Source organism: Janthinobacterium sp. LS2A (assembly GCF_036543145.1).
In the GTDB taxonomy this organism is placed as follows: Bacteria; Pseudomonadota; Gammaproteobacteria; order Burkholderiales; family Burkholderiaceae_D; genus Janthinobacterium; species Janthinobacterium aestuarii.
This window is the reverse complement of record NZ_JAZHPB010000003.1, coordinates 392,479-404,771: the sequence shown is the minus strand read 5'-3', so window position 1 is coordinate 404,771 and position 12,293 is coordinate 392,479. Positions and strand designations below refer to the sequence as shown.

10 protein-coding genes and 1 tRNA gene are annotated in these 12,293 nt (G+C 60.9%); 4 read left to right on the top strand and 7 right to left on the bottom strand.

What is annotated here, in order from left to right:
- Positions 1-2: 2 nt before the first annotated feature.
- Both V3C40_RS12050 and V3C40_RS12045 read left to right on the top strand, forming a co-directional pair.
- Positions 3-575: a hypothetical protein gene (locus V3C40_RS12050; RefSeq protein WP_331777545.1), complete on the top strand. Its 573-nt coding sequence runs from the start codon at positions 3-5 to the stop codon at positions 573-575.
- Positions 576-724: 149 nt separating this feature from the next.
- Positions 725-1,108, top strand: coding sequence for a hypothetical protein (locus V3C40_RS12045; protein ID WP_034782540.1), 384 nt, complete (start codon positions 725-727; stop codon positions 1,106-1,108).
- A gap of 317 nt (positions 1,109-1,425) precedes the next feature.
- On the opposite strand, the gene V3C40_RS12040 is transcribed toward V3C40_RS12045, so the two are convergent.
- Together V3C40_RS12040 and V3C40_RS12035 are read right to left on the bottom strand one after the other, a co-directional pair.
- Positions 1,426-1,875: a hypothetical protein gene (locus V3C40_RS12040; protein WP_128140430.1), complete on the bottom strand. Its 450-nt coding sequence runs from the start codon at positions 1,873-1,875 to the stop codon at positions 1,426-1,428.
- Between the two features lie 282 nt (positions 1,876-2,157).
- Complete coding sequence (locus V3C40_RS12035) at positions 2,158-4,269, bottom strand: TonB-dependent receptor family protein (RefSeq protein WP_331777544.1); 2,112 nt, start codon at positions 4,267-4,269, stop codon at positions 2,158-2,160.
- A 288-nt stretch (positions 4,270-4,557) separates the two neighbouring features.
- On the opposite strand from V3C40_RS12035, the gene V3C40_RS12030 reads away from it, so the two are divergent.
- The gene (locus V3C40_RS12030) at positions 4,558-5,004 is read left to right on the top strand and encodes a response regulator (protein ID WP_081368151.1); all 447 of its coding nucleotides are present in this window, start codon (positions 4,558-4,560) and stop codon (positions 5,002-5,004) included.
- A 9-nt stretch (positions 5,005-5,013) separates the two neighbouring features.
- Here the strand turns inward: V3C40_RS12030 and V3C40_RS12025 are convergent, their stop codons facing one another.
- The 5 genes from V3C40_RS12025 to V3C40_RS12005 all read right to left on the bottom strand — a co-directional run bounded on the left by V3C40_RS12025 (position 5,014) and on the right by V3C40_RS12005 (position 9,961).
- The gene (locus tag V3C40_RS12025; RefSeq protein ID WP_331777543.1) at positions 5,014-6,375 is read right to left on the bottom strand and encodes a family 43 glycosylhydrolase; all 1,362 of its coding nucleotides are present in this window, start codon (positions 6,373-6,375) and stop codon (positions 5,014-5,016) included.
- A 181-nt stretch (positions 6,376-6,556) separates the two neighbouring features.
- Positions 6,557-6,632, bottom strand: a tRNA-His gene (locus V3C40_RS12020).
- Between the two features lie 133 nt (positions 6,633-6,765).
- Positions 6,766-7,647: a glutamate racemase gene (gene murI, locus V3C40_RS12015; RefSeq protein WP_331777542.1), complete on the bottom strand. Its 882-nt coding sequence runs from the start codon at positions 7,645-7,647 to the stop codon at positions 6,766-6,768.
- A gap of 71 nt (positions 7,648-7,718) precedes the next feature.
- Positions 7,719-9,260: a fumarate hydratase gene (locus V3C40_RS12010; protein ID WP_331777541.1), complete on the bottom strand. Its 1,542-nt coding sequence runs from the start codon at positions 9,258-9,260 to the stop codon at positions 7,719-7,721.
- A gap of 80 nt (positions 9,261-9,340) precedes the next feature.
- Entirely contained in the window at positions 9,341-9,961 is a 621-nt protein-coding gene (locus V3C40_RS12005; RefSeq protein ID WP_034760097.1) for a YqhA family protein, read from the bottom strand.
- 307 nt (positions 9,962-10,268) lie between these two features.
- Here V3C40_RS12005 and acs point away from each other — a divergent pair, with 307 nt between their 5' ends.
- Positions 10,269-12,275, top strand: a complete 2,007-nt coding sequence (gene acs, locus V3C40_RS12000; RefSeq protein WP_331777540.1) for an acetate--CoA ligase — start codon at positions 10,269-10,271, stop codon at positions 12,273-12,275.
- The last annotated feature ends 18 nt before the right edge of the window (positions 12,276-12,293 follow it).

The window sequence follows — 12,293 nt, the reverse complement described above, 5'->3', positions numbered from 1 at the left end:
TCATGCAGCGCATCCTGACACTTTCCTCCCTGGCCGCCACCGGTTTGCTGCTTTCCGCCTGCGCCTCGCTGGGCACGCCCGTGGGCTTGCAGCCGGGGCAGACCGTGGCCGTCGTCAATAGCCTGAGCTGGGACAATCCCCTGACGGGCAAGCGTGACGGCGTGCGCACGAGCTGGCCCATCAAGAATGGCAAGATTGCCCCTGAGTATTTCCCGCTGGCGCAGCTGAAGCAATGCGAAGTTGGCGGCAAGCCTTGCGCCTGGGGCGTGATGCGGGCGCAGCGCGGCGCGCCCACGCTCAGCTATGCGGATGGCGGCGTCGACCTGGCCGTAAGCGTATCGATCGACGTGGCGCGGCGCCAGGATGCGCGCCAAGGCGAGACGCAAACGGCGATGGCGATTCCCCAGGACGTGGCCGCGCTGGAAGGCCGGCAACAGATGCAACCCAGCTGGAAATTGAAGTATGGCAAGGTCGAGCAGGTCGAGCTCGACTATGGCGTGCGCTACCAGGTGTGCGTGCAGCGCTACGATGCGGCCGGCAAGGCCATCGACACGTGCGCGATTCCATTTATTTGAGGAAACATGCGGTGTAGGCCGCTTGTGGCGCGATTGCCACATTTCATGTTGCGGCGTGCGTCGGGGTGTAACAATCGGTAAAAGCGCAGCAAAGCTCCGCGTAATTTCTTATAGTGCTTAATTAAGTAGTACACATTAGGAGAGTTGCGATGAAAACCCTGTTGGCAGTAATTTCGCTGGCCGCCTTGGGTGGCTGCGCCGTGGCGCCCCCCGGTCCTGCGTATTACGGTTCGCGCGCGCCGCAGGGGGCCTACAATCCCTATGAATGGCATACGGTCTCGTCCGAGCCGGTGCAGTCGGGCCGCGTGATGAGCGCGCCGCGCGTGGAATATACGAATGAGCCCGTGTATGTGCAACAGCAGCCTGTCTACGTTCAGCAGCCCGTGTATGTGCCGGCGCCCGTGTACGCACCGCAACCGTATTATTACAATCCGCCCGTGACAATCGGGCTGGACTTCATGTTTGGCTTTGGGCGCTACGGTGGACACCGCGGCGGCTGGGGCGGGCATGGCCGCTACCACGGCCGCCGCTAGTCTATTGCGGTCGTAGGCAGGACAAAGCCGGACAAGCATTGCTTGCCCGGCTTTTTCATTTTATTAGTGGAAATACACGGCCGTCTGGTGCAGCACGTCCGCCGAGCACAGGATGTACATCGCCGCCGCTGCCAGACTTATTTGCAAGGCGCCAAAGCTGATCGGGATGAGGCGGGACATGTCGTACTCCTGAGTAGAATGAGGTGTTGTCAGGCTTTCATCATAGGATGAGTTGATGCCTTTGGGCATCGGATGAATGTCCGCCACGATGTAGGACAACACCTCGCGCCTGGCGCCCCGCCTCGCTTTCCGGGCGTCTAGCGGTTTTTCCAGCGCAGGACCGGCTCTTCCGGCGCCGTGTCCGGCACGTTCGAAATCGTCAGCCAGTGCGTCAGGCGTTCCGGGTGCTTGAGATTGATGCCCATGCCATCGATGATGCCCACCTGTTCCAGCATGCGCGCATCGATTTTCGCCTTCGACACCGTGGGCGCGCCCATCACCATGCGGTCATATGCCTTGCGCGCCTTGTGTTCCCACTTGTGCAGATTGCTTTCGTCGAAGCGGTTCGCTTCGAAATACACGGTCAGGGTGCCATCGAGGTTGCCGAAGCCGACAATGCCCGCGCCCTTGCGGATGGTGGTGTTGTTGCTGATGTCGAATTCTGCCGTGGGCACGAAAATACCGGCGCGGCCATCGATGTCGGGACGTCCCACGGGCGTTTCCTTGCCGTAGGAACTTGTTTCGGTAATGGTTTTTTCTGCGGACATGGTGCGTGTGTGGTGGCCGTGCCGGGAGCGCTATCGGGCCCGGCGGTGCCAGCCTTCCTGTTCAATAAATGCGTGCTGATGATCAGGGCGGGGTAGGGGCCCTGGCGGAGCGATGCTTGGCATTGCTTGATACCCCGCTATTGTAGCGCTAGTTTAATTCTTTTGGGCAACATTCCTTGATGTAATGCACCCATTTTTTTCATGAAAAATGCCGCCGGGCCATGTGGCCGGGCGGCATTTGAACGTCCGCTACGCTTCGACGGGCTCAGCTGCGCACGGGCATCAGAAGGCCAGGCGGCCTTGCAAGTAAACCATGCGCGGTGCACCCACCAGCTTGCCCAGGTTGCCGTCCGAGGTGCGCGTGAAGTAGCGCTTGTCGGCGAGGTTGTTGACACCGGCAACCAGTTCCAGGCCATTCTGCCCCGGTACTTTCCATTTCACTTGCGTGTTCCAGGTACGGAAGCCGGGAATCACGCCCAGGCTGCCTGCCGCATTTTCCGCCACGGTGTTGGCTTCGTCGGCGAACTGGCGGCTTTGGTGGCTGCTCGACAGGTCGAAGCCCCAGGCGCCCAGCTGGTAGTGGGCGCCGACGGTATCCGTGGTGCGCGAATAGAAGGGCACGTCGTTGCCCGCGTTCACGCCATCCTGCAGGGTCGCCTTGGTGTAGGTGTAGGTGGCGTAGGCGTTCAAGCCGGCCAGCGGGCCGGACTTGTCGAAGTGGTAGTCGATGGCCGATTCCAGGCCCCGGTGATGCGTGGCGCCGACGTTGTAGAAGACGACGTTCTCGCCGCTGCCGATGGACTGGATCTGGTTGTCGAACTTGATGTTGAACAAGGTTGCTTCGGCCGACAGCTGGCCGCTCTTCCAGCGCGCGCCCAGCTCGGCCGTTTTCGCCAGTTCCGGCTGCAGCGGGTTCTTGCTTGACTGCGCATTGAGCTGCGTATTTTGCACGGCGCCAAACGAGCTGTTGTAGTTGCCGAACAGGGTCACGTTGTTGTTGAGCAAGTAGGCCACGTTCAGCGAGGGCAGGGCCTTGTTGTTAAGCAGATCGATCTTCTGGTCGGTGGGCAAGTGGTTGAAGCGTTCCGTCTTGATATGTTCGTAGCGCACGCCCGGCGTGATGCGCCACGCGTCGATGGCGATCTTGTCGTCGATATACACGGCTTGCGCATCGGTCGAGTTGTCGGCGAAGCGCGTCGGCTTTTGTTGCACGCCGGTGGCGATGACGACGTTGTAGATGGTCTCGTCAGCCCGCTCGGCCAGGTAGCGGTAGCCGACGGTGACGTCCTGCGATACCTTGCCGGTCGTAAAGCGCTGCGTGTAGCGCGGCTCGATGGCCGTCGTTTCATAGTTGCGCGGCTGGCGGCCCAGGCCGGTGCGGTTCGCATTGATCAGGGTGCTTTCGCGCGAGCTCTTGTTGTAATAGGCGCGCACTTCGAATTCTTGCGTGTTGGACATGGCATTCAGGTAGCCGATGTCGAAGGCCTTGCGCTCGCCGCTCCAGAAGTCGGTCGGGCGTGTGTTCTGGAATGGGTCGGCCTTGTATTGCGCGGCGGTCAGGCCGCCCGGCGTGCGCGACGTCACGTCGTAGTAGGACAGCTTGGCGTACACCTCGGCGGTCGGGCTCAGGTCGTAGCGGAATTTCAGGGCGAAGTCGTTGACCTTTTCATCGCTGCCCACGCGCCAGTCGCTGCCGCGGATGCCCGAATACAGCACCGCCAGTCCCAGGCCGCTGTCGAGCTGGGTGCCGGCAAAGACGCTGGCCTGCGTGTTGTGGCCCACTTCGCTGTACGAGTTATAGCGCACGGTGGCGTCGCCCGTGATGCCTGGCGTGGTGGGCACGCGGCGCGTCTTGAAGTTGATGATGCCGCCCACGTTTTGCGGGCCGAAGCGCACGGCGCCGCCGCCGCGCACCACGTCGACCGTCTCGACATTGGCCAGGCTGACGGGCGCGAACGACAGTTGCGGCTGGCCATATGGCGCCACCGACATCGGGATGCCGTCCAGCAAGACCGTGCTGCGTGGCGAATAGCGTCCGGCCAGGCCGCGCACGCCGATATTCAGGGAGATGGCGCTGCCGGCGCTGCCCGAGTTGTCACTGATCTGCACCCCGGGAATGCGGCGCATCACGTCGCTGAGGCTGGTTGCGCCCGAGTTCTCGATGTCGTCTTTTTGCACCACGGTGCGGGCGCCCGCGAAATTCTTCGTGCTGGCGGCCATGCTGGTGCCCAGCAGGTTGCTGCTGACCTGGATCGATTCCAGGATAGGGCCGGCGTTATCGGCGGTATTGGCTTGCTGTGCCTGCGCGGCGATGGGCGCGTTCAGGCAAGCGAGGGCGATGGCCAGCGCGCACGGGCGCAGCGAAAAGGGCAGTGTGGAAAATGTGGCGGCCATGCATGGATCTCCGTAGTGACAATGTTTGCGCGGGCAATCGGGCGGCGCGACAACATCGTGGCGTGGACATCCGGCGCAAGGGGATAGGAATGATAATGATTCTCATTTTATCCGTCAATTGCGAATGTTGCGTAGTGGCTATATGCCTGCCTGTGTGATGGGGAAGTGTTGTTGGCGCGGTACGGTGGGCGGTTTGGATTGCCGCTTGGCACCATTGCTCGGGTGCGGAGGCATTGCGGGCGCTTCTTGTATACTCCCGCTTTTGCAGCCGTCAGACGTGAACGTACAATGAGCCAGACAACTGAAACGACACCAGGCATTTCCTCCGTGGAGCGCCGCCAGGGCGACCAGCCGGCAAGTGCTGCGCGCAAATTGAATCTGCTGGTGGTCGACGATAACCAGGAAGTGGGCGAATCGCTGGCCATGCTGCTCGAAGCGCTGGGCCACCACGCCGTGGTGGTGCGCAACTGGCAGATGGCCGTCGAGCAAGTCAAGCTGTGCGTGCCCGACGCCGTCTACCTCGACATCGAAATGCCCGGCATCAGCGGCATCGAAATCGGCCGCCGCCTGCACCACAATCCCGAAACGGCCAACGCCGTGCTGATCGCCGTCACCGGCCACAGCCTGCCCATGTACATGGACGACGCGCTGGCCGTCGGCTTCCGCCACTTCCTCGTCAAACCCGTGCGCCTGGAAGACCTGGCGACGACGGTGCAGTCGGTGCTGGCGGGGTAGTCACCTGTCCTACGGCCGGCTCAGCGACCACTGCTGGTTGTTCGCATTGGTCAAGTTCCACTGGATGATCTGCGCGTTTTCCGCCGTGCTCAGATTCAATACGTCCAAGGTCAGGTTGCTGTAGCGGTTGCTGATCGTCTGGTAGCCGGCAGCGGGGCTGGCGAAGCGCCATTGCTGGCCCAGTCCGCCCCAGTAGCTCCATTGCGCGATATTCGTGCCGGCCGTGGTCGAGTTGTTGTAGTCGTCCAGACCCAGCAGGCTGTTCGCATTGATCAGGCTATAGTAGCCATCGCCGTGTCCCACCACATACCATTGCTGGTGTTTTGCCCCCGTATACGTTTGCTGCTGCACCAGTGCGCCATTCGCCGTACCGGCGCCCGCCACGGCCAGCGCCTTGCCGCTCAGGCGCGAGCGCAGCACCGTGGGCCCATCCGAGATGCCGCCGCAGCTGGCGATGGAGAAATTGCGCGTCAGGCTGGGCCAGCCGCCCTCATACGTCATCTTTAGAATATCGAGCTTGGCCGCGCCATTGTCATTGACGTCGTAGTAGTGGATCGAGGTGTAGTTGCAGCCATCCTGCTTGAGTACGCCAATATGGCCCGGGCCCTTGTACTTGCCGTCGAGGTTAGGCAGCACCGTGCGCGTGCCGCTGTACGGCCCTGTCACGCTGCTGGCGCGCTGCACTTCCACGTAATACGTACTGGCGGCGCCCTGGCAGCATTTGCCGCGGTTGACGAACAGATAGTAATACTCGCCGTCGCGCGTGATGTAAGGCGCTTCGATATCCTTGCCGCCGCCACCGAGGACGGTCGTCACGTTGCCGCTCGTCTTGCCCGTGGCCTGGTTGATTTCCGTCACGCCGATGCCGCCGAAAAACGAGCCATACGACATGTAGACCTTGCCGTCATAATCGCGGAACAGGGCCGGGTCGATGGCATTGATTTCCGCGCCGCCTCCATACGATTGCACGACGATGCCCAGGTCCGTCCAGCTCGGGTTTTTCAGCGAGGCGGAACGGGCCACGCCGATGGCCGACACGGACGTGCCGAAGGTGGAGACCGAGTAATACAGATAATAGTAGCCGTTCATGTGGATCACGTCGGGCGCCCAGTATGAGCCGCTGAAATTGGGGATTTTGTTGGCGATCCAGGCAGGCGGCGTGCTGAACACGGGCGCGGGGCCGGCTGACCATTTCAGCAGGTCCGTCGAGGTGGAATACCAGATGCCGTCGCCCGTCGTGAAATTGAAATACGTGTCGCCGTCGCGCGTGAGGGTGCCGGGGTCGTGCGCGTTGGGCACGCCCGTCAGGTTGACCGCTTGCACCGCATGGGCGCAGAACATCAGGCACAGTGCTGCCAGGATTTGCTTCATCGTTGTCTCCGTACTGTTTTTATGGGGCGGTCCAGGCCGCACCCCAGAGTAGGGCGATGGTCAAATTTGCACTAATGAATTTTTTACAGGAAGCGATACCGGGGCCGGTATCTGAGGAGAGATAAAACGGGCGCCGGAATAGAAAAAGCCCGATTCGAAAACCGGGCTCTTCTTTATTCTGTGGGGTGGCTGATGGGGCTCGAACCCACGACAACAGGAATCACAATCCTGGACTCTACCAACTGAGCTACAGCCACCACTGTCTTACTTACCTGTTTAGCTGTTTTGCTGAACAGGTGCCGAATTATACAAAGAACTCGGCAAAGTGGCAAATCTAAATGCAGTCTTTTTTAAAGAATCGAAAGATTGCATGAAAACGCCTGTTTTCCCTCATACGGACAGGTGTTCGACGGGCGGGTGCAAGTCCAGCAAACCGGCGAAGGCTTGCGCCAGGGCTTCGACCTTGGCCGTCGTGTAGCCCTGCAGTTGCGGTGCGTCGTTGCCGCTGCGGCGCAGGCTGGCAGCGTCGAGCAAGCGGGCCAGCTGGCGCGCCACGGCTTCTCCGGTATCGACGAGGGTGATCTTTTCCTGCGTATGCGCGCGTACCGTGCGTTCGATGGCGTCCTGCACGAAAGGGTAGTGGGTGCAGCCGAGCACGAGGGTATCGACGCCTTGCGCCAGCAGGGGCGCGATATAGCGGTCGAGCATGGCGCTGGTGGCGTCGAGCGGGTCGCTGCCCATCGCGGACTGTTCGATGCGTTCGACCAGGCCGACGCAGGGCTGCAAGATGAACGTGGCGCCCGTCGCGTTGCTCACCTGTTCGCGCAAGGCCAGCAGCTTGTCGCCGCGCAAGGTGCGCTCGGTGGCCAGCACGCCGATCTTGCCGTTGCGGCTGATGGCGGCCGCCGGTTTCAGGCCAGGTTCGACGCCGACGATGGGCAGGTCCGGGTAGCGCGCGCGCAGCGCCTTGATGGCGGCGATCGTGGCCGTGTTGCACGCCACCACCAGTGCCTTGGCGCCTTGCTGCAGCAGATAACCGGCCACTGCCAGTGAACGGTCGATCACTTGCTGTTCCGTCTTGTCGCCATACGGCGCATGGCCGGAATCGGCAAAGTAAATCAGGTCTTCCTGCGGCAGCTGCGCGCGGATATGGCGCAGCACCGACAGGCCGCCCACGCCGGAGTCAAAAATGCCGATAGGCAGCTTGACTGCTGGGGTCAGACCTGCCGGGTCTGACCCCAGATTTGCGCTATTACTTAAGGTAAAAGTCATATTAAGCCGAGGCCGATGAAAATAAAAAAACGCCGCGCTGATTGCCGCGCGGCGTTAATGGTAGAGCTTGTTTAAACAACCGTCACGGGAATCTTGCTCACGCTATTGAGTTGCTCGATCTTCGCCTGCCATTCCTTCGGACCCGTGTTGTGCACCGACGTGCCCTTCGAGTCCACGGCCACCGTGACCGGCATGTCGACGACGTCGAATTCGTAGATCGCTTCCATGCCCATGTCGGCAAAGCCCAGCACCTTGGCGTGCTTGATGGCTTTCGACACCAGATAGGCGGCGCCGCCCACGGCCATCAAATAGGCCGACTGGTGCTTCTGGATCGATTCGATGGCGACCGGGCCACGTTCGGCCTTGCCGATCATGGCGATCAGCCCCGTTTTTTCCAGCATCATGTCGGTGAATTTGTCCATGCGCGTGGCGGTCGTCGGACCGGCCGGGCCGACGGCTTCGTCGCGCACCGGGTCGACCGGGCCGACGTAGTAGATCACGCGGTTCTTGAAGTCGACCGGCAATTCTTCGCCCTTGGCCAGCATGTCCTGGATGCGCTTGTGCGCGGCGTCGCGGCCCGTCAGCATCTTGCCGTTCAGCAGCAAGGTCTGGCCCGGCGTCCACGAAGCGACTTCTTCTTTCGTCAGGGTGTTCAGGTCGACGCGCTTGGACTTTTCCGTGTCCGGCGTCCAGTGCACTTCCGGCCACGACGACAGCGATGGCGGTTCCATGTAGGCGGGGCCCGAGCCGTCCAGCACGAAGTGGCCGTGGCGCGTGGCGGCGCAGTTCGGGATCATGGCGACGGGCTTCGACGCGGCGTGCGTCGGGTGCATCATGATTTTCACGTCAAGCACGGTCGTCAGGCCGCCCAGGCCTTGCGCGCCGATGCCCAGCGAGTTGATCTTGTCGCACAGCTCGATACGCAGTTCTTCCAGCTTGTTCTGTGGGCCGCGTTGTTTCAGCTCAAACATGTCGATGTCTTCCATCAACACTTCTTTTGCCATCAGCATGGCTTTTTCGGCCGTGCCGCCGATGCCGATGCCCAGCATGCCTGGCGGGCACCAGCCGGCGCCCATGGTGGGCACGGTCTTCATGACCCAGTCGACTAGCGAGTCGGACGGGTTCATCATGATCATCTTCGATTTGTTTTCCGAACCGCCGCCCTTGGCAGCCACTTTCACGTCGACGGTATTGCCTTCGACCAATTCCATGTGCACGACGGCTGGCGTGTTGTCCTTGGTGTTCTTGCGGTCGAAATGCGGGTCGGCCACGATGGAGGCGCGCAGCTTGTTGTCGTCGAAGTTGTACGCGCGGCGCACGCCTTCGTTGACGGCGTCGGTGACGGTGCCGGAGAAGCCTTCGAAGCGCACGCCCATGCCGATTTTCAGGAAGACGTTGACGATACCCGTGTCCTGGCAGATAGGACGCTTGCCTTCCGCGCACATGCGCGAGTTGGTCAGGATTTGCGCGATCGCATCTTTTGCCGCCGGGCTTTGCTCGGCCGCGTAGGCGCGCGCCAGGTGCTCGATGTAATCAGCAGGGTGGTAGTAGCTAATGTACTGCAACGCTGCGGCGACGGATTCGATCAGGTCTTCTTGCTTTATGACAGTCATGGTGTTCTCGCGGTGGATAAGAAGGGTAGGACTCTTTGCTGAAAGCCCATGGCCGCCGCTGGCAGCCATGGGCTTCGGGTTTAGTGCGGTCGTGCCTGGTTCTGCGTCACCGTCATGATGCGGTCGGTGTACGCGATCGCCATGGCGGACAAAATGAAGACCATGTGGATCACCGTTTGCGCGATGACCACATTCGGTTCCTTGGCGTACGCGGTGGCGTTGATGAAGGTCTTCAGCAGGTGGATGGACGAGATGCCGATGATGGCCATCGCCAATTTCGTCTTTAGCACGGAAGCATTTACGTGCGACAACCATTCCGGCTGGTCTGGGTGGTCATCGAGGTGCATGCGCGAAACGAAGGTTTCGTAGCCGCCGATAATGACCATGATCAGCAGGTTCGAAATCATCACCACGTCGATCAGGCCTAATACCACCAGCATGATGGTCGCTTCGTTCAGCTTCACGGGAGGCGGCACGCCAGGCACGGTCACGGCGCTGATGACGTGCTGCAGGGCCGCATCATTGCCGAACACGGCGCCGATCAGGTCGGACAATTCCACCCAGAAATGAAATACATACACGCATTGTGCGAGGATCAGGCCCAGGTACAGTGGCAACTGCAGCCAGCGCGACATGAAGATGAAGGCGGACAGCGGATGCAGCTTGGTATGCTTGGTAGTCGGTGGTAGGTGGTCGATCATGTGGGGTTTCCTGGGGGAGTAAATACCAATTTTTGGCATGCCCGACATTTTACACTTGCTGTTGATTACTGCGCATGGCCTTGCTTCTGATTATTAGGTTTGATGAAACACAAAGTGGTATTGAACCTTCGGTGCACCGCGCATTTTCCCAGCGAAAATACTGTACGGCGTCCCCTTGACTCCTATTGCTGAAGGCGCTTATGGTTAGCCTTGATAGGGGTAAACGCTGCATAAACGCGACATGTAAGGCGTCCGTAAGACATGGGGCCTATCGTGTTAGCAAACAATTACTACACTGGAGACAAGCATGAGCGCTACAGAGAACCAAGGGCAGGGCACACAGCAGCAGGGACCAGAAGAGTCACGCGTATTTGACCCGTCGACAGCATTTGCCGCACAGGCAACGATTTCCGGCATGGACGCTTACCGCGCCATGGTGGCCGAGGCCGAACGCGACTACGAAGGCTTCTGGGCCAAACTGGCGCGCGAGAACCTGAGCTGGAAAAAGCCGTTCACCCGCACCCTGAACGAAGACAACGCCCCATTCTACAAATGGTTCGAAGACGGCCAGTTGAACGTGTCGTACAACTGCCTGGACCGCAACATCGAAAATGGCCTGGGCGACAAGACGGCCATCATCTTCGAAGCGGACGACGGCACCGTCACCAAAGCAAGCTATAAAGAACTGCACGAAAAAGTCTGCAAGTTCGCCAACGGCCTGAAATCCAAGGGTATCGCCAAGGGCGACCGCGTCATCATCTATATGTCGATGTCCGTCGAAGGCGTGGCCGCCATGCAAGCGTGCGCGCGCATCGGCGCCACCCACTCCGTCGTCTTCGGCGGCTTCTCGGCCAAGTCCTTGCAGGAACGCATCATCGACGCGGGTGCCGTGGCCGTCATCACGGGCGATGAGCAATTGCGCGGCGGCAAGAAGCTGCCATTGAAATCCATCGTCGACGAAGCGCTGGCGCTGGGCGGCTGCGAGTCCGTGAAAAACGTCATCGTGTATAAACGCACGGGCAGCGACCTGCCGATGGTGGCCGGCCGCGACACGTGGTTGCACGAGCTGATCGAAGGCCAGAGCGCGCAATGCGAACCGGAATGGGTCGATGCCGAGCATCCATTGTTTATTCTCTACACGTCGGGTTCCACCGGCACGCCGAAGGGCGTGCAGCACTCGAGCGGCGGCTACCTGCTGTGGGCCGCGCTGACGATGAAGTGGAGTTTCGACATCAAGCCCGACGACGTGTTCTGGTGCACGGCCGACATCGGCTGGGTGACGGGCCACAGCTACATCGCGTATGGCCCGATGGCCGTGGGCGCCACGCAAGTGGTGTTCGAAGGCATCCCGACCTACCCGAACGCGGGCCGTTTCTGGGAAACCATCAAGAAGCACAACGTCAGCATTTTCTACACAGCCCCCACGGCCATCCGTTCGCTGATCAAGGCGGCTGACGTGGACCCGAAAGTCCACCCAAGCAACTACGACCTGACGAGCTTGCGCCTGCTGGGCACGGTCGGCGAGCCGATCAATCCGGAAGCGTGGATGTGGTACTACAAAAACATCGGCGGCGAGAAATGCCCGATTGTCGATACTTTCTGGCAAACGGAAACGGGCGGCCACATGATCACCCCGTTGCCGGGTGCGACGCCGATGGTCCCCGGTTCCTGCACCCTGCCATTGCCGGGCATCATGGCCGCCATCGTCGACGAAGCGGGCCAGGACGTGCCGAACGGCCAGGGCGGCATCTTGGTGGTGAAGCGCCCATGGCCATCGATGATCCGCACGATCTGGAACAATCCCGAGCGTTTCAAGTCCAGCTATTTCCCGGAAGAGCTGGGCGGCAAGATGTACCTGGCAGGCGACGGCGCCATCCGCAACAAGGACACGGGCTACTTCACGATCACGGGCCGCATCGATGACGTCCTGAACGTGTCGGGCCACCGCATGGGCACGATGGAAATCGAATCGGCCTTGGTCGCCAACCCGCTGGTGGCCGAGGCGGCCGTGGTGGGCCGTCCGGACGACACGACCGGCGAATCGATCTGCGCTTTCGTGGTGCTCAAGCAAGCGCGTCCGACGGGCGAGGAAGCGAAGAAGCTGGCCCTGGAGCTGCGCAACTGGGTCGGCAAGGAAATCGGCCCGATTGCGAAACCGAAGGAAATCCGTTTCGGCGACAACCTGCCAAAAACCCGCTCCGGCAAAATCATGCGCCGCCTGCTGCGCGTGTTGGCCAAGGGCGAGACGATTACGCAGGATGTGTCGACCCTGGAGAATCCGGCGATTCTGGATCAGCTGAAGGAAGCGTCCTGATGTTGCTTGGGTAGCCAA